Genomic DNA, 17,758 nt, shown 5'->3' with positions numbered 1-17,758 from the left:
GTGAGGGACACGAGAGAGAGCCGGCTGCTCCTGGTGCTGTTGATCGCCGTCGCGTTCGCGCTGATCACCGTGGACATCCGCGGCGGGGAGGACTCACCGGTCGACGGTGCCCGCCGGGCGGCGGCCGCGGCCTTCGGCCCGATCGAGAACGGCGTGTCGGCGGCGGTCGACCCGGTCGGCAACGCCGTCTCCGCGGTCCGCGACTCCGGCACCAAGCACGACCGGCTCGCCCGGCTGGAGAAGGAGAACGCGGCTCTCAAGGCCAAACTCGGCAGCGACGACCGCAACACCAGCCGCCTCAAGCAGCTCGACAAGATGCTGAAGATCGCCGGCGAGGGCCAGTACGGCATCAAGGGCGCCGAGGTCATCGCCATAGGAGCGGCCCAGGGCTTCTCCTGGACCATCACCATCGACGTCGGCGCGAACGACGGCATCAAGCGCGACATGACCGTCCTCAACGGCGACGGCCTCGTCGGGCGCGTCACGACCGTCGGCCCGAACACCTCCACCGTCCTGCTCGCCAACGACCCCGACTTCACCGTCGGCACCCGCATGGAGAACAGCGACGAACTCGGCTTCGCCTCAGGCCAGGGCGACCGGCCGCTGCGCGTCGAACTCCTCAACGGCAAGGCGGACGTGAAGAAGGGCGACCGGCTCGTCACCTTCGGCTCCGAGGCCGACAAGCCCTTCGTGCCGGGCGTCCCGGTCGGCGTGGTCTCCCGCGTCCAGCCCTCCGAGGGCGGCCTGACCCGGACCATCTACGTCACGCCGTACGTCGGCTTCACCAAGCTCGACATCGTCGGCGTCGTCGTCGAGGCCCCGAAGAAGGACCCCCGCGACACGGTGCTGCCGAAGAAGCCCAAGCCGACCCCGACGCCGACGGTCACCGTCACGGTCACCCCCTCGGCGAACGCGCCCACCAACGGCCCGACCCCGTAGCAGTAGGAGCTGAATCCCCATGCGTGTCAACCGGATCCTGCTCTCCTCAACACTGGTGGTCGTCGCCCTGGTGATCCAGGTGAGCGTCCTCTCCCGGCTCCATCTGCCGGGCGCCGTACCCGACTTGCTGCTCCTGACCGTCCTGGCCCTGGCCATGGTCTACGGCCATGTCGGCGGCGCCCTCGTCGGCTTCGGCGCCGGCCTGCTCGCCGACCTCGCGCCCCCGGCCGACCACGCGGCCGGCCGCTACGCCCTGGTCCTGTGCGTCATCGGCTACCTCGCCGGCCTGATCAAACCCGAGAACGGCAGACTCAAGTCGGCCACCGGCCCCATGGTCGTCGTGGTCGCCGCCGCCATCGGCTCCACCCTGCTGTACGCCGGGGTCGGCGCCCTCGTCGGCGACACCGCCGCCCGCCATGTGGGCCTGGCCGGCCTGCTGTTCACGGCCGCCCTGTACGACCTGCTGCTCGCCCCCTTCGTGGTCCCCGGGATCATGGCCCTGGCCCGGCGCGCCGACAACGACCCGCTCGCCGAGACCGGTTCCACCGGCAAGAAGGCCACCGACATCTCCTCGGGGTGGATCTCCGCCGGCACCGGCCTGAAGATCGGCGGCCAGCGCGGCGGCCTGGGCGCCCTGAAGACCAAGGCGCGCACCCGCACCGCCCGGGTGGGACGCATCAAGGGGGTCAAGCGGCTGTGACAGCGGGTCAGTTCACCCGAACGGGGCACTTTTCGCGGAACGGCGCCTCACAGGTCCGTCGTTCATCATGCGTACGCGCCGACACATTCGCGCACTGAGAGGGGGAGTCAGCCAACGTGACCAACATTCCCGAGACCGGACGGACGCCACGCGTCCAGATCCGCCTCGTCGTCATCCAGATCCTCGTCCTCTCCCTGCTCGGCACCCTCGGCGGCCGCCTGTGGTACCTGCAGATCCGCGAGGGCGCCGCGTACCAGAAGGAAGCCTCCGGCAACCACGTCCAGCAGGTCGTCGAGCCCGCCGTGCGCGGCTCCATCCTGGACGCGCGCGGCGTGCCGATCGCGGACAACGAGACCCGGCTCGTGGTCTCCGCCTCCCGCACCGACCTGCTGAAGATGAAGGACGACGGCAAGGCCGTCCTGACCAAGCTGGCCGGCGTCCTCGGCATGAAGCCCGCCGACGTCATGCAGAAGGTCCGGCTGTGCGACGCCAAGACCCCGCAGCCGTGCTGGAACGGCTCGCCGTACCAGCCGATCCCCATCACCGACGAGGCCACCCCGCGCCAGGCCCTGCAGATCCGCGAGCGCTCCGAGGACTTCCCCGGCATCACCGCCGAACCCGAGGCCGTGCGCCGCTATCCAGCCCCCGGCAAGGCCAACACCGCCCAGGTCCTCGGCTACCTCTCCCCGGTCACCGACGACGAGATCCAGCAGGCCAAGAACACCGACTCGCCCTACCTGCGCTCCGACCAGGTCGGCCGCTCGGGTCTCGAGCGCCAGTACGACAAGGAACTGCGCGGCAAGGCCGGCGTCACCCGCTACGAGGTCGACAACCTCGGCCGCGTCATCGGCAAGGCCAAGTCCGACGCCGCCGAGCCCGGCGCGAACCTCGTCACCAGCATCGACTCCCGCGTCCAGCGCGTCGCCGAGTACGAGCTGGACAACGCGATGAAGATCGCCCGTACCCAGTTCGACAAGATCACCGGCGAGAACTACAAGGCCGACTCCGGCGCCGTCGTCGTCATGGAGGCCAAGACCGGCCGCATCGTCGCCATGGCCTCCGCCCCGACCTACGACCCGAACGTGTGGGTGGGCGGCATCTCCGCCAAGGACTACAAGGCGCTCACCGGCAAGAAGTCCGACTACCCGCTGCTGAACCGCGCCATACAGGGTCAGTCCGCGCCCGGTTCGACCTTCAAGGTGGTCTCCACGGCCGCCGCGGTCGAGGCCGGCTACGTGTGGGACGGCGGCTACCCCTGCACCAGCTCGTACTCCGTGGGCGGCCAGGTCTTCAAGAACTTCGAGGGCGAGAACTTCGGCCCGATCTCCCTGGGCCGCGCCCTGGAGGTCTCCTGCGACACCGTCTTCTACGGCCTCGCCGACCAGCAGTGGAAGAAGGACGGCGGCATCAACCCCAAGAAGGGCCAGCCGAAGGACTACTTCTACAAGGCAGCCCACCAGTTCGGCCTCGGCAAGGAGACCGGCGTCGACCTGCCGAACGAGGTCACCGGCCGTGTCCCCGACCGCCAGTGGAAGGAGTCCTACTGGAAGGCCAACAAGGACGCCTGGTGCAGGACCGGCAAGAAGGACGGCTCGTACGTCGAGAAGATCGCCTACGAGAACTGCCTCGAGGGCAACAAGATGCGCGAGGGTGACTCGATCAACTACTCCATCGGCCAGGGCGACACGCTCGTCACGCCGATCCAGGAGGCCATGATCTACGGCGCCCTCGCCAACGGCGGCACCGAGTACGTCCCCACCATCGGCAAGGCGGTCGTCAGCGCCGACGGCAGGACCGTCCAGGAGATCAAGCCGAAGGTCAGGGCCAAGCTGCCGGTCAGCAAGGCCACCCTCAAGGGCATGGACAAGGCCCTGGCCGGCGTCGTCACCAGCGGTACCGCCGCCTGGAAGTTCCAGGGCTGGCCGCAGGACAAGATCGAGCTGCACGCCAAGACCGGTACCGCCGAGGTCTACGGCAAGCAGACCACCTCGTGGCTCGCCACGTACTCCAAGGACTACACGGTCGTCATGACCATCGCCCAGGCCGGTACCGGTTCCGGCGCCTCCGGTGAGGCCGTGCGCAACATCTACAGCGCGATGTACGGCGTGCAGTCCGACGGCTCCATCGACAAGAAGAAGGCACTGCTGCCCACCCCGCAGAAGAGCCTGCCGAAGATCCAGACGGACGGCACCATCGCCTCCCCGAAGGTCGCCAAGGACCCCGTCAAGGACCTGCAGAAGGCGGACAAGCAGGACCCCACGTCCCCCGACGGCACCCAGCCCGGCGCCACCACCGCCTCGCCCACCGCGACCAACCGCAACACGCGCCGCAGGCAGCGCGGAAGGGGAAGCCGGAGGATGCTCACATGACCGGTGCCAACAGCTTCTCCGTCTCCGGGTACGGGCCCGAGCGGGCCGGCTGGACGCGGATCTTCGCCCGCGACTCGGTCGCCCGCCGCCTGGACTGGCCGATGCTCCTGTCGGGCCTCGCCCTGTCCGGCCTCGGCTCGCTCCTCGTCTTCTCCGCGACCCGCAACCGCACGGAGATCAACCAGGGCGACCCGTACTACTTCCTGATCCGCCACGTCATGAACACCGGCATCGGGCTCGCCCTGATGATCGGCGTGATCTGGCTCGGCCACCGCACCCTGCGCACGGCCGTCCCGATCCTCTACGGCATCTCCCTGTTCGGGGTGCTGCTGGTCCTCACCCCGCTCGGCGCCACCATCAACGGCAGCCGCAACTGGATCGTCTTCGGCGGCGGATTCTCCCTCCAGCCCGCCGAGTTCGTGAAGATCACGATCATCCTGGGCATGGCGATGCTGCTGTCGGCCCGGGTCGACGCGGGCGACAAGAAGTACCCCGACCACCGCACGGTCCTGCAGGCGCTCGGCCTGGCCGCCGTACCCATCCTGATCGTGCTGCTCATGCCCGACCTCGGCACCGTCCTGGTCCTGGTGACGATCATCCTGGGCGTGCTGCTCGCCTCCGGCGCCTCCAACCGCTGGATCTTCGGCATGATCACGGCCGGCGTCGTCGGCTGCATCGCCATCTGGCAGCTGCACATCCTGGACGAGTACCAGATCGCCCGCTTCGCGGCCTTCGCGAACCCCAGCCTCGACCCGGCCGGCGTCGGCTACAACACCAACCAGGCCCGCATCGCGATCGGTTCGGGCGGCCTGACCGGGGCCGGCCTCTTCCACGGCTCGCAGACCACCGGCCAGTTCGTGCCCGAGCAGCAGACCGACTTCGTGTTCACCGTCGCGGGGGAGGAGCTCGGCTTCGTCGGCGCGGGCCTGATCATCCTCCTGCTCGGCGTGGTCCTGTGGCGCGCCTGCCGCATCGCCCGCGACTCCACGGAGCTCTACGGCACGATCGTCGCCGCTGGCATCGTCGCCTGGTTCGCGTTCCAGTCGTTCGAGAACATCGGCATGACCCTCGGGATCATGCCGGTCACCGGCCTGCCGCTGCCGTTCGTGTCGTACGGTGGCTCCTCGATGTTCGCGGTGTGGTTGGCCGTGGGTCTGCTGCAGTCGATCAAGGTCCAACGACCGATGTCCGCCTGATCGCAGGCGGCCCGATCGGCCCTGCCGTCCGGACCCGGATCCCACTAGATTCGGGTCATGGCGGACACCAAACGCGAGATCGAGCGCAAGTACGAGTCCGACGACAGCGGGCTGCCCGACCTGACCGGCGTCGCGGGTGTCGACGCCGTGGTCGACAAGGGCGTCGCGCACCTGGACGCCACCTACTACGACACCGCGGACGAGCGCCTCGCCGCCGCCTCGATCACGCTGCGCCGCCGCACCGGCGGCGCGGACGCCGGCTGGCACCTGAAGTTCCCCGTCGCCCCGGACGTCCGCGACGAGATCCGCGCCCCGCTCTCCGACACCCTCCCGCCCGTCCTCGCCGGCCTGATCCGCTCCCGGGTCCGCGAGGCCGAGGTGCTGCCCGTGGTCCGGCTGCGCTCCGACCGCGACGTCAGCGACCTCGTCGACCCCACCGGCCGCGTCCTGGCCGAGGTCAGCGTGGACGCCGTCCACGCCGAACGGCTCACCGGCGCCGGCGGCACCGCCCAGTGGACGGAACTGGAGGTCGAACTCGCCGACGACGGCGACCCGGCCTTCCTCGACAAGGTCGACAAACGACTGCGCAAGGCGGGCGTACGGCCCTCCGGGTCGGCCTCGAAGCTGGCCCGGGCGCTGGCGGAGACGGCGCCGAAGAAGAAGCGCCGCAACGGCAAGCCGGCCACACCCCCGCCGGTGACCGCCGGCGACCATGTCCTCGCCTACGTCCGCGAGCAGCGGGACACGATCGTCGCCCTCGACCCGGCGGTACGCAGGGACGTCCCCGACGCCCTGCACCGCATGCGCGTCGCCACCCGCCGCATGCGCAGCGTCTTCCGCAGCTACGCGAAGGTCCTCGACCGCGCCGTCACCGACCCTGTCGGCGAGGAACTGAAGTGGCTGGCCGGCGAACTCGGGGTGGGGCGCGACAGCGAGGTCCTCGCCGAGCGCCTGACGGCCTCCCTCGACGGACTGCCCCGGACGCTGGTCACCGGCCCCGTCCACAGCCGGCTGCGGAGGTGGGCGACGGACCGGCGCGGCGGCTCACGCCGCCGGCTGGTAGGCGTACTGGACTCCGCGCGGTACCTGGCCCTGCTCGACACCCTGGACACGCTGGTCGACGAGCCGCCCCTGCTGAAGGCGGCCGGGGGCACACCGGAGAAGGTGATCGCCAGGGCCGTACGCAAGGACCTCGGGAGACTGGCGGAGACGGTGGAGGCGGCCCTCGCCCTCGACCCCGGCACCGAACGCGACCTGGCGCTGCACGAGGCCCGCAAGAAGGCCAAGCGGGCCCGGTACTCGGCGGAGGCCGCCGTCGGAGCCCTCGGCGCCCGCGCGTCCGCTCTGGTCAAGTCGATGAAGTCGGTCCAGACCCTGCTCGGCGACCACCAGGACAGCGTCATGGCCCGCCAGACGCTGCGTGAGCTGTCCGCGGTGGCGCACGCGGCGGGGGAGAGCGCGTTCACGTACGGGGTGCTCTACGGGCGTGAGGAGCAGCGGGCTGCGGCCTCGGAAGGGGCGCTGCCCGTCGCCTGGCGGGGGATCAAGGAGGCGACGGACATCTGAGGGCCGGCCGCGGACGGCGGGCCCGGGCGGTGCGGGCGTCCGGGCGGTCGGGGAAGGGCCGGGGCCGCGTTAGTCTTGATGGTCACCCCTGTCCGTTGGATCCATCCCACGAAGGTTCGCGAGATGCCTGCCGAAGTCGCTGCGTCGGTGTTCCCGCAGCTCGAAGCTCTGCTCCCCCATGTGCAGAAGCCGATCCAGTACGTCGGCGGAGAGCTCAACTCCACGGTCAAGCCGTGGGAGTCCTGCGACGTCCGCTGGGCGCTGATGTACCCGGACGCCTACGAGGTCGGCCTGCCCAACCAGGGCGTCATGATCCTCTACGAGGTCCTGAACGAGCAGGAGGGCGTCCTCGCCGAGCGCACGTACAGCGTGTGGCCGGACCTGGAGGCGCTGATGCGGGAGCACGACGTCCCGCAGTTCACGGTGGACAGCCACCGCCCGGTGAAGGCGTTCGACGTGTTCGGCCTGTCCTTCTCCACCGAACTCGGCTACACGAACATGCTCACCGCCCTGGACCTGGCGGGCATCCCGCTGGAGTCGAAGGACCGCGGCCTCGACGACCCGATCGTCCTCGCGGGCGGCCACGCGGCGTTCAACCCGGAGCCCATCGCGGACTTCATCGACGCGGCGATCATCGGCGACGGCGAGCAGGCCGTGCTGGACATGACGCGGATCATCAAGGAGTGGAAGGCCGAGGGCCGCCCCGGCGGCCGCGAAGAGGTCCTCTTCCGCCTCGCCAAGACCGGCGGGGTCTACATCCCGGCGTTCTACGACGTCGAGTACCTCCCCGACGGCCGTATCGCCCGCGTGGTCCCCAACAAGTCGGGTGTCCCGTGGCGCGTGTCCAAGCACACCGTCATGGACCTCGACGAATGGCCCTACCCCAAGCAGCCGCTGGTCCCGCTGGCCGAGACCGTCCACGAGCGGATGTCGGTGGAGATCTTCCGCGGCTGCACGCGCGGCTGCCGCTTCTGCCAGGCCGGCATGATCACCCGCCCGGTGCGTGAGCGCTCCATCACCGGCATCGGCGAGATGGTCGACAAGGGCCTGAAGGCGACGGGCTTCGAGGAGGTCGGCCTCCTCTCGCTGTCCTCCGCGGACCACAGCGAGATCGGCGACATCGCCAAGGGCCTGGCCGACCGCTACGAAGAGGACAAGATCGGCCTCTCCCTCCCCTCCACCCGAGTCGACGCCTTCAACGTCGACCTGGCCAACGAGCTCACGCGCAACGGCCGCCGCTCGGGCCTCACCTTCGCCCCCGAGGGCGGCTCGGAGCGGATGCGCAAGGTCATCAACAAGATGGTGTCCGAGGAGGACCTCATCCGCACCGTCGCCACCGCCTACGGCAACGGCTGGCGCCAGGTGAAGCTGTACTTCATGTGCGGCCTGCCGACGGAGACGGACGAGGACGTCCTGCAGATCGCCGACATGGCGACGCGGGTCATCCAGAAGGGCCGCGAGGTCTCCCGCTCCAACGACATCCGCTGCACGGTCTCGATCGGCGGGTTCGTCCCCAAGCCGCACACCCCCTTCCAGTGGGCCCCGCAGCTCTCCGCCGAGGAGACGGACGCCCGCCTGGAGAAGCTCCGCGACAAGATCCGCGGCGACAAGAAGTACGGCCGCTCGATCGGCTTCCGCTACCACGACGGCAAGCCGGGCATCGTCGAGGGCCTCCTCTCCCGCGGCGACCGCCGGATCGGCGCCGTCATCCGCGCCGTCTACGAGGACGGCGGCCGCTTCGACGGCTGGCGTGAGCACTTCTCCTACGACCGCTGGATGGCCTGCGCCGACAAGGCCCTGACGCCCCTCGGCGTGGACGTCGACTGGTACACCACCCGCGAGCGCACCTACGAGGAGGTCCTCCCCTGGGACCACCTCGACTCCGGCCTGGACAAGGACTGGCTCTGGGAGGACTGGCAGGACGCCCTCGACGAGACAGAGGTCGAGGACTGCCGCTGGACCCCGTGCTTCGACTGCGGGGTGTGCCCGCAGATGGACACGACCATCCAAATCGGCCCGACCGGCAAGAAGTTGCTGCCGCTGACGGTCAAGAACGCGGGTCCGTCGCCGGCTTCGAGCGGTCACACGCACTGAGGTGAGCGAGGCACTCGATCGAGTGATGGAGGCGCTGGTGGGGGTGAGCGAGGAGGAGATGGCGGCTGCGCTTGCAGCGGTCGGCGCTTCAATGTCTCGCCCCGCAGTGCCGCGGACGGCTCGCCGAACGCCGCTGCCGATCCCTGGAGGAGCGTCACAGATCGCCTCAGAGGTGGAGTGGATCTGACCCCTTCGGGGTTTTGCCAGCAGTTCCTGAGGCTCATCTTGAGCCTCGTGGCGTTGGCCGGAGATCATGCGTCCCGCCGTCGGCTCGGCGAAGCGGTGCGCCGTTTCCCGCGGCCTTCAGAAGCCGCCGTTGGCCTTGACGTCTTGCTTCACATGGTTCCAATACTGCGGGCAGTAGACGTTCACGCCGGTTGTCAGCAGGTCGTTGGCGTCAGCCTGCAGCATGCCCCAGTCTTGGCCGGCCGGATACAGGCCGTCCCCGCTGAAACTGAACAGGTGCCTCACGCTGTGTCCCTGGGCCAGGCCGTGACACCACCTCGGTGGGAAGGCAAGGAGTTCTTGATCGGTTGGCTTGCCCTCGGTGTACGGCAGGTCGTGGGCCACCCTGAGGTAGTCCTCTTTGCCGACGGTTGGCGTGCCCTTCGGATGCGCGGCTGGGTAGCGGGCCTCGTCTCTACTTCCGCAGGCAGTAAGGCTGGCGAGTAGGACGACAGCGAACAGCATGATCGTGCGCGGCATGCGCCCCCCTGGTTGTTGGTGCTGAGGGAGATCATGCGCTCCGGGTAGGTCCGGGGCATAGCCGTGTTGTGATGTGGGTTCGCCCGCAGATGGACACGGCCATACAAATCGGCCCGACCGGCAAGAAGTTGCTGCCCTTGACGGTCAAGAACGCGGGTCAGGCGTCGGCTTCGAGTGGTCACTCGCACTGACGTGAGCGAGGCACTCGATCGAGTGAGGGAGGCGCTGGTGGGGGTGAGTAAGGAGGAAGTGGCGGACGTGCTGGCTGCGGCCGGCGCTTCGCGTCTTGTACCGGGGGTCTTGCCCGATCGCCGTTGCCACGGCGGATGACTGAGCTTCTGAACGGCGGCGCCTGCTGACCGTGCACGGGCACCTGCCCGGCGCCCCCGTGACGTCGGACTCCGGCCGACTACGAACCTTGCTGTTACTCGCATCTGCGCTGCGGACAAACGTAAGCCCACCACGCGGCTGGGCTCCCGAACGACACTGCCACGGGGCACGTGATGGAGGCCATCGACGTCCTGGCCGCGCTCGCGTCGGAACGGGGCACCGGTTGTCCGGACGGCAAGCGCGTCTAGTCCGGCAAGCACCGCAAGCAGGGACGGCCGTGCTCCGACCTCGTCGGGCGACATCAGGGCGCCGCGAGATGTCGCAGCCCGCGCGGCGCCCCCGCGCCTAAGCACCCAAGCTGTGGGACCGTCGTCATCGACGTCCGGCGGCGCCTCGCATCATCGGTCGGCCTGGTGCAGTCCCGCTTCGCCCAGCACGCCCGACTGTCCTTCGCCCGCGTCGTCGAGTACCAGAGGCGGGCGGCCGTCCACGTCCATGCCGTCGTCCGCCTCGACGGCCCGACCGGACCCGGCGACGAACCCCCCGCCTGGGCCACGGCCGAACTCCTCACCGACGCCGTACGCGCCTCCGCGCGGCGGGTCCTGGTCCGTACGCCCTACTGCCCCGCCGTGGGCGAGCCGACCCTACGCTGGGGCGCCCAGACCGACGCCCGGCCCCTACGGACTGACGGTGACGGACCCGACGATGACGCGGTCGCCGCGTACGTCGCCAACTACGTCACCAAGGGCGCGAGCGACACAGGCGCCGGCACTGACCATCCGCTTTCGAATCGGGAGGACATCGAGTCGGCACCCGTGAGCGAACACACCCGAACCCTCATGCGGACCTGCTGGCGCCTCGGCGGCCCTACCCGAGTACACGCCCCTCCGCTTGCGTGCCTGGACTCACACGCTCGGCTACCGAGGACACATCCTCACTAAATCCCGCGCCTACTCCACCACCTACGCAGCACTTCGCGCCCAACGCGCCCACCACCAGGACCACACCGACCTACCCGAAGCAATCACCGAACGGAACTGGCGATACGTCGGCTCCGGCCACACCCTCGGCGCAGCACTCATCGCGGCCGGCGTTGCCGGGGAGTGGTGCCGATGACCGCTCCGACCGAACGTGAAAATCGGGAGTCTCGCCGTTCGTCGCTGCCTCGGGATGATGACGAGACGGCCGTGAGTCTGATCGAGAGCGAGATCGAGAGCGAGAGCGAGATCGTTGACGATGACGGCACGGAAGAGCCGTTCGACCCCGTGTAGTGGTTCAAGTGACAGACATCACGCAGGAGTTCGCGGCGTGCTACTCCGTTCAGCGAAAACTTTCGATTGTCCGAATCGCCCCTGCCGGGAAAGCGTAAGTTCACCATCCAATGCCCAAGCTCCGGTCAAGTTCTGAGTCTGCTGCTGGATGGTGGCGATGCAATCCGCTTCGAACGTTTGCGCTTGATCGTGTAGAAGTTGATCAGTCCGCATTGACCCGCGGACGCAGAACATCTTCTGGGGGACAACTTCATGCGCAGACGTGCAATAGCCGGCTTTTCCATACTTGCCGGCGCAGCCGCTCTGACCGCAACTTTGGCGCCTGCTGCGGCAGCCGACACGAACCACTCTGCCTCTCGTGCCGCGACGCTGATCGAAAACGCAACCGGGACCGCCAACTTGCGCTCGACTGCCCTGGACTCGCCGGTGAGCGGCGCCCAGGTGACGCTTCCTACTCGCGGTGATGAGCCCATCACCGCAACGAAGGGAGACGCGACCGTCTCCCTCACGCTGCCGGCGACCGGGGCCAAGCAGCAGTCCAGTACAAACGACACGAACGTCTTCGCGGGGAACGACGCATCCGTGACCGCGGCCCGCGCAGGCGACCACTGACGGGGGCTTCCGCGCGCTGTTCACGCTCAACGACGCCAACGCTCCGCGCCAACAGTCGTTCAGGCTGGCGCTGCCCGCCGGGGCTACGACCCGTCAAACCGCCGAGGGCGGCCTGGTCGTCTTCAACGCCGACGGAACGATCATTGGTGGCCTGGAGACCCCGTGGGCCAAGGACGCCAACGGCAACGCTGTACCCACGACCTACACTGTTGATGGCGACACCGTTACGCAGACGGTCAACCCGAGCGCCGACGCGGCCTTCCCGGTGGTCGCCGACCCCAAGTGGACGTGGGGAATCATCAGCGGCACGGTGTACTTCAACAAAAGGGAAACGGCCCACTTGGCCGCGAACTCGGCCTTCGTGGGCGTGCTCTTTGCTGCGGCGCCGCCGCCGTTCGACGCGTACGGCATCCTCAACGCTGCGAATATTTCCCGGGTTGCCTGGAACGCCACCTCCGACCATAAGTGCGTGGAGGTAAAGGTGCCTACGTTCCTTCCGTACGAATACTCCGGCGGCAATTGCAAGTAGACTGCGTTTCAGATCGGACATTAGTCCGAAGAGAGAGGACCTAGGAGATGGAAGTTTTCGCCGGACCGTCCGTCCTCATCCTGGCCGCGGCGGTCATCCTGGCAGTCAAGTACCGTCGGCGCCTGGCCGGACGGCAGCCTTTGGTGGTCACGTCCACCATGTCCGGTCGCATCGCCGTCGCGGTGGCCTTCCTCGCGGGGTGTGCCTGGGCGTGGTCTCAGGGGCCGTCCGTCATCAACGCCGGCGTGCTGGGCCTGAGCCTGGCCCTCCTTGTGGGCGCGGCCGCCGAGTTCCTGATGAGCAGGGCAGCGCGACGCTGACAAGCTGAAGTGCGTCGCAGGGGGCCGGAGTCCGTGATCCACTCCGGCCCTCATGCGTATCTTCGAAGACGCATCAGAAGGCTTCCGCGAAGTCGTCCTCTAGTATCACGAGCCGCTCACGTACGTCCCTCGGGACCGGTAGGCGGAGGTGCACCTTCGGGGCTCGCACCCTCGGCACCTTGGTGCGGGTGACCTCGCACCGGATGCCGACTCGGTGCAGGTCTGCGGCCATGGCTTCCATGCCGCCTTCCTGCTCAGTGTTCGCGGAGGGTCTTACCGCCGTGGATGTTGACCCATCCGTCCTTCGCCGTCTCGGGGCCGATGGCTTCCAACTCCCCGACAAGCTTGTCGAGCGTCGCCTCTGCCTGTTCCTTCGTGAACCGGGTCTTCGTATAACGGCCTCCGGGTTCGAGCTCCCTCATGTAGAGGGCGATGGACTCTGCGGGGGAGCGATTGTTCAGCCAGTCCCCGAGTTGCTTCCTCCGCCACGGCGGAACCTTCGTCGCCGACACGTTCAGGTTCGAAGCGACGCCGACGACTCGGCAGCCTCGCTCCCTTGCCAAGATGCGAAGGTCTAGCTCCTGCCGTACCGGCGACGTGGTTTCGTTCGTCAGTACGGACAGGCGGATGGATAAGAGAGCGCGAGGAGCGTCCTCGGGCAGTAGGGCCTCCGCGGCCTTCGACTCCTCCAAGAGCGCGAGATCTGCGTCAGTCCACTCGGTCTCAACCGAGTAGTGCCTCTTGTCGACTGCCGTGTGTACGTGTCCCCATCTGCGACCGTACTGGATTTACCCGTGTGTCCATACGGCCGCAGATGGAGACCCATATCCAGGTCGGCCCGACGGGCAAGAAGTTGCTGCCGCTGACGGTCAAGAACGCGGGCCCGACCTCGGCTCCGAGCGGTCACACACACTGATTCGAGCGGTACGAACGGATCAACCCCGGTCGCGGTGTTCCCGGGCACGTGCGAGTCTGAGTCCGTGATCAGGAAGCCACCTGGCCGCCCGCCTGCTCCGGCGGGGCATGGCCGGTGACCGCCGGGCGGGGACGTTCGAAGGGATTTGCGCGCATGATTCCTGTCAGTGCGTCACCGGTGCGTATCGAAGCATCTCTCGACCCTCGGCTGTCCAGATGGCTGTGGCTGGTGAAGTGGCTCCTCGCCATTCCCCACTACGTCGTGCTGTTCTTCCTGTGGATCGCGTTCGTCTGCGTGACCGTCATCGCGTTCTTCGCCATCCTGTTCACGGGCCGGTATCCCCGGGCCCTCTTCGAGTTCAACGTCGGCGTACTGCGCTGGAACTGGCGTGTCAGCTACTACGCCCACACCGCGCTCGGCACCGACCGGTACCCGCCCTTCACGCTCAAGGACGTGCCGGACTATCCGGCGCGTTTCGACGTCGTCTATCCCGAGCGTCTCTCGCGCGGCCTGGTCCTCGTGAAGTGGTGGCTGCTGGCGATCCCGCAGTACATCGTCATCGGGATGTTCGTCGGTGACTGGGGCTGGGCGTCAGGGGACACTTGGCGTGGCGGCGGCGTGATTCCTTTCCTCTCCCTGGTCGCGGTGATCGTCCTCGCGGTCACCGCGCGCTACCCGGTCCCCCTGTTCGACTTCCTGCTGGGCCTGGCCCGATGGGTCGCCCGGGTGAGCGCCTATGCCGCACTCATGACGGATCAGTACCCGCCGTTCCGTCTCGATATGGGCGGCCGGACCTACCCGTCGGCGGACATCGCGGGGAGCGGTTCCGGACCGAAGTGACTCTGTCGCAGGTCGCAGGTCGCCGGCCCCGTCCGGCCCGGGCGGTTCATACGGTGTTCGGCCGGGGTTGGAAGCCGTGGAGGGTGTCCTGGCCCGGTTGGACGATGCCGTAGCTGCTCTCGGGGACCTCGTTCCAGGCTCCGGGGAGGTTGCCGAGGGGTTCGGAGACGACCAGGCGGGTCTCCTCGCCGACCTCGCGCAGGAACGCGGTGTCCGGATGGAGGGCGCGCAGGGAGTCCACCCTGGTGCTGTAGTACAGGGAGCGCGAGTGGCCCTCGCTGGAGTAGCGGAAAGCCCAGAGGCGGTCGCCGTCGGACACGGCGACGGTCATCTGGAGCGGGTGCCGTACACCGTGCTTGTGTCCCGTCTCCTCGACCAGGCCGGCCATGCGGGCCACGGCGTCCGGCGGGTCCTCGGTGAGACCGAAGGTCAGGGCGAGGTAGAACATCAGCTCCGAGTCGGTGGAGCCCTCGATGTCGGAGTACAGGGCGGGGTCGACGGCCAGCGCCAGGTCGCGTCGGAGCCGGGGGAAGTCGCTGATCACGCCGTTGTGCATCCACAGCCAGCGATCCCACCGGAAGGGATGGCAGTTGGTCTGCTGCACGGCCGTCCCTGTCGTCGCCCTGATGTGGGCGAAGAACAGGCCCGAGCGGACGTGGTGGGCGACCTCCTGGAGGTTGCGGTTGTTCCAGGCCGGGCCCACGTCCCGTACGACCGCCGGGGTGGGGAGATCCGCCGCGTACCAGCCGACCCCGAAGCCGTCGCCGTTGGTGGTCTCCACGCCCAGTCGGGAGTGCAGGCTCTGGTCGATCAGGCTGTGCTGCGGCTCGAACAGGACGTGGCTGAGCAGGATGGGCGTGCCCGAGTAGGCGATCCAGCGGCACATGTCCGCACCCACCTCCCTCTGACGGAGGACGGCGACGCTTCTGCCACCAGTATGGGCGTACCCGGCGGGCCCGGCATGTGTGGCCGGGTCGTGGTCAGCCGGTGGTCGAGTGCAGGAACGGCGGGATCGGCCGGTGCAGGTCGGTGGCCTCGATGGTCAGGGTGTCGTGCGCGACGTCCGCGCCGTCGCTCACGGACACCTGAACGGTGTGCCTGTCGCCCCTGCGCCCGAGGCGCCCGGTGACCGTGACCTTGTGGCCCTCCACCGTGACCCGCAGGTCCGAGCCGGCGGACGCGGACGCGCTGACGACGTGCCGTGGCCCCGCGGGCCACACGCTCACGGACGAAGTGAACTCTTCTCCGGCCGTGACCTCGATCTGCGACGGAGTGAGGATCATGAAGCCCTTCAGGTGCCATGACCCGGTGCCTGGGGATGTGTGGTTGCCGCTCATGTCGTCAGCGTGCGCCGCTCGCGCGGGCGGGTGGAGATGACGACAGGCCCGTTCGAAGGGCCTGTCGCGGCCCGGGCGGGGGCCGTTCGGCCCCAGGACCGCATCCATCCGGGCCGTCCGCGCGTCTACGTCGGTATGGACCTGGAGAAATCCCCGCAGCGGCCCGAGCGGCAGGCACCGGAGGGGTGTCTCGCCGTGGCGATCCGCCTGCCGGTGCGGATCGTCGTGCTCGTGCTGGTCGTTCCGGTGCGCATGGTCTGGGACGCGCTGGTGGTGGCGGGCAGGTTCCTGACGGACACCGTCCTCAGGCCGGTCGGGCGGGCCCTGCTGTGGCTCGGGCGGGCGTTGTTCGTCTGGCCCCTCATAGGACTGTGGCGATACGTCGTCGTACCCGTCGGCAAGGCGCTCGGGCTGCTCGGAAAGGTGCTCGTCGTCATCCCGCTGACCTGGTTCTACCGGTCGGTGCTGACCCCCCTCGGACATGCCCTCGTATGGGTGTACGCGCGGGTGCTCACGCCCGTCGCGCGGGGCGTGTGGTGGCTGCTCGCGGCCGTCGGGACCGGGGTGTACACCGGCCTGGCCTGGCTGGCGCGGTACCTCCTCGTCGTCCCCGCGGGCCGGCTGTACGCGTGGGTCCTGACGCCGTTGGGGCACGCGATCGCCGCGTGCGCCAGGGGACTGGCGTGGCTGGTGGGCACGGTCGCCACCGGTATCGGCGTCGCGCTGTACTGGATCGCCCGGGTGGCGCTGGTGCTGCCCGCGCTGGCGCTGTGGCGCTGGGTCCTCGTTCCCGTCGGACGCGTCCTCGCCGTCGTCGCCCGCGAGGTCGGTGATGCCCTCGGGCATGCCTGGCGGGTGGCCGGGCGGATCTCGCTCGCCGTCGGACGCGCCCTCGCCGCCCTCTTCCGGCTGGTCTTCGTGGAACCGGTGCGGTGGGTGTACCGCACGGTGCTCACCCCCGTCGGCCATGCCGTCCGGGACGTCGTGCTGAAGCCCGCCGCGGCCCTCGCACGCAGCGTGGGACGGGCGACCCGGGAGGCGCTGGCCGCCGCCCGGGAATCCGTACGGCAGGCGCGGGCGGACTTCCGCCGGATGCTGTTCGGGGAACCCGAACCGGCCGGGAGGATCGACCGGCGGGAACCGTCGGGCCACGAGACACGTACTCTTGGTAGAGGTACGACCGCTCTCACGAAGGACTGAACGACACTGGGCAAGCGACAGCCCGAAGGCCCGCCGCCCGCACCCGCGGTGCAGCGCATCCGACTGCGCTACACCAAGCGCGGCCGCCTCCGGTTCACCAGCCACCGTGACTTCCAGCGCGCCTTCGAGCGTGCGTTGCGCCGAGCCGAGGTGCCGATGGCGTACTCGGCGGGGTTCACGCCGCATCCGAAGGTGTCGTACGCCAATGCCGCACCCACCGGCACGGGCAGTGAGGCGGAGTACCTGGAGATCGCCCTCACCGAGGCGCGGGACCCGGAGAAACTCAGGGTCCTGCTCGACGAGTCGCTGCCCCCCGGGCTCGACATCGTCGACGCCGTCGAGGCCCGCACCTCCGGCCTCGCCGACCGGCTGACCGCCTCCGTGTGGGAGCTGCGCCTGGACGGCGTGGCCCCCGAGGACGCCGAGCGCGCGGTCGCCGCCTTCAAGGCCGCCGGGACCGTGGAGGTCCAGCGGACGACGAAGAACGGCGTCCGGACGTTCGACGCCCGTTCCGCGGTCGCGGATCTGGACATCCGGGCGGATCTCGAAACGCACAGTGATCCGGCTGATAGGCCGACCGACCAGCCCTGTGCGATACTGCGGCTGGTTGTTCGGCACGTGACGCCTGCCGTACGACCCGACGACGTCCTGTCCGGTCTCCGCGCCGTGGCCGACCTGGCGCCGCCGGTCCCCGCAGCGGTGACCAGGCTGGCGCAGGGGCTGTTCGATGAAGAGACCGGCACGGTGACCGACCCGCTCGCGCCCGACCGCGAGGCAGCTGAGGCCCCAACGGCCGCTGCCGCCGCGACGGCGCCGGCGTAAGGCGGTCCCGCG

The 17,758-nt window shown here is 69.0% G+C and carries 18 protein-coding genes; 14 read left to right on the top strand and 4 right to left on the bottom strand.

The genetic code is table 11. The features are described from left to right. From mreC to LN251_RS07830, 6 genes are all read left to right on the top strand, one after another. Window positions 1-939: a rod shape-determining protein MreC gene (gene mreC / locus LN251_RS07855; protein WP_249837680.1), complete on the top strand. Its 939-nt coding sequence runs from the start codon at window positions 1-3 to the stop codon at window positions 937-939. A gap of 19 nt (window positions 940-958) precedes the next feature. Beyond that, window positions 959-1,639 carry a rod shape-determining protein MreD gene (gene mreD / locus LN251_RS07850; protein WP_458243754.1) on the top strand — a complete coding sequence of 227 codons (681 nt, stop codon included), beginning with the start codon at window positions 959-961 and terminating at the stop codon, window positions 1,637-1,639. 116 nt (window positions 1,640-1,755) lie between these two features. Beyond that, window positions 1,756-4,008, top strand: a complete 2,253-nt coding sequence (mrdA, locus tag LN251_RS07845) for a penicillin-binding protein 2 (protein WP_458243753.1) — start codon at window positions 1,756-1,758, stop codon at window positions 4,006-4,008. Next, complete coding sequence (rodA, locus tag LN251_RS07840; RefSeq protein ID WP_458243752.1) at window positions 4,005-5,204, top strand: rod shape-determining protein RodA; 1,200 nt, start codon at window positions 4,005-4,007, stop codon at window positions 5,202-5,204. Before mrdA ends, rodA begins: the two co-directional genes overlap by 4 nt. A 57-nt stretch (window positions 5,205-5,261) precedes the next feature. Then, window positions 5,262-6,770, top strand: a complete 1,509-nt coding sequence (locus LN251_RS07835; RefSeq protein WP_458243751.1) for a CYTH and CHAD domain-containing protein — start codon at window positions 5,262-5,264, stop codon at window positions 6,768-6,770. Between the two features lie 123 nt (window positions 6,771-6,893). Then, entirely contained in the window at window positions 6,894-8,864 is a 1,971-nt protein-coding gene (locus LN251_RS07830; protein ID WP_458243750.1) for a TIGR03960 family B12-binding radical SAM protein, read from the top strand. A gap of 303 nt (window positions 8,865-9,167) precedes the next feature. Here the strand turns inward: LN251_RS07830 and LN251_RS07825 are convergent, their stop codons facing one another. Continuing rightward, window positions 9,168-9,569, bottom strand: a complete 402-nt coding sequence (locus tag LN251_RS07825; RefSeq protein ID WP_458243749.1) for a hypothetical protein — start codon at window positions 9,567-9,569, stop codon at window positions 9,168-9,170. Window positions 9,570-10,312: 743 nt separating this feature from the next. Here LN251_RS07825 and LN251_RS07820 point away from each other — a divergent pair. The 5 genes from LN251_RS07820 to LN251_RS07800 all read left to right on the top strand — a co-directional run bounded on the left by LN251_RS07820 (window position 10,313) and on the right by LN251_RS07800 (window position 12,631). Next, the gene (locus tag LN251_RS07820; RefSeq protein WP_458243748.1) at window positions 10,313-10,840 is read left to right on the top strand and encodes a replication initiator; all 528 of its coding nucleotides are present in this window, start codon (window positions 10,313-10,315) and stop codon (window positions 10,838-10,840) included. Continuing rightward, window positions 10,791-11,015, top strand: coding sequence for a replication initiator (locus LN251_RS07815; RefSeq protein WP_458243747.1), 225 nt, complete (start codon window positions 10,791-10,793; stop codon window positions 11,013-11,015). The genes LN251_RS07820 and LN251_RS07815 overlap by 50 nt, the downstream gene beginning before the upstream one ends. Next, on the top strand, window positions 11,012-11,170 hold the full coding sequence (locus tag LN251_RS07810) for a hypothetical protein (RefSeq protein ID WP_458243746.1): 159 nt from the start codon (window positions 11,012-11,014) through the stop codon (window positions 11,168-11,170). The genes LN251_RS07815 and LN251_RS07810 overlap by 4 nt, the downstream gene beginning before the upstream one ends. An 877-nt stretch (window positions 11,171-12,047) precedes the next feature. Beyond that, window positions 12,048-12,311, top strand: a complete 264-nt coding sequence (locus tag LN251_RS07805) for a hypothetical protein (protein ID WP_458243745.1) — start codon at window positions 12,048-12,050, stop codon at window positions 12,309-12,311. Between the two features lie 47 nt (window positions 12,312-12,358). After that, entirely contained in the window at window positions 12,359-12,631 is a 273-nt protein-coding gene (locus tag LN251_RS07800) for a hypothetical protein (protein ID WP_458243744.1), read from the top strand. A 254-nt stretch (window positions 12,632-12,885) separates the two neighbouring features. Here the strand turns inward: LN251_RS07800 and LN251_RS07795 are convergent, their stop codons facing one another. Continuing rightward, on the bottom strand, window positions 12,886-13,323 hold the full coding sequence (locus LN251_RS07795) for a hypothetical protein (RefSeq protein WP_458243743.1): 438 nt from the start codon (window positions 13,321-13,323) through the stop codon (window positions 12,886-12,888). Between the two features lie 377 nt (window positions 13,324-13,700). On the opposite strand from LN251_RS07795, the gene LN251_RS07790 reads away from it, so the two are divergent. Next, window positions 13,701-14,387, top strand: a complete 687-nt coding sequence (locus tag LN251_RS07790) for a DUF4389 domain-containing protein (protein WP_458243742.1) — start codon at window positions 13,701-13,703, stop codon at window positions 14,385-14,387. A gap of 46 nt (window positions 14,388-14,433) precedes the next feature. Here the strand turns inward: LN251_RS07790 and LN251_RS07785 are convergent, their stop codons facing one another. After that, entirely contained in the window at window positions 14,434-15,273 is an 840-nt protein-coding gene (locus tag LN251_RS07785; RefSeq protein WP_458243741.1) for a class II glutamine amidotransferase, read from the bottom strand. A gap of 94 nt (window positions 15,274-15,367) precedes the next feature. Then, complete coding sequence (locus tag LN251_RS07780; RefSeq protein WP_458243740.1) at window positions 15,368-15,724, bottom strand: hypothetical protein; 357 nt, start codon at window positions 15,722-15,724, stop codon at window positions 15,368-15,370. Between the two features lie 135 nt (window positions 15,725-15,859). Here LN251_RS07780 and LN251_RS07775 point away from each other — a divergent pair, with 135 nt between their 5' ends. Together LN251_RS07775 and LN251_RS07770 are read left to right on the top strand one after the other, a co-directional pair. Further along, a complete protein-coding gene (locus tag LN251_RS07775; protein WP_458244149.1) occupies window positions 15,860-16,924 on the top strand; it encodes a hypothetical protein in 1,065 nt (354 codons plus the stop codon). Between the two features lie 48 nt (window positions 16,925-16,972). Continuing rightward, complete coding sequence (locus LN251_RS07770; protein WP_458243739.1) at window positions 16,973-17,746, top strand: TIGR03936 family radical SAM-associated protein; 774 nt, start codon at window positions 16,973-16,975, stop codon at window positions 17,744-17,746. The last annotated feature ends 12 nt before the right edge of the window (window positions 17,747-17,758 follow it).

This window comes from Streptomyces sp. MAI_2237, assembly GCF_054189285.1.
This window is presented reverse-complemented; position numbering and strand designations above follow the sequence as displayed.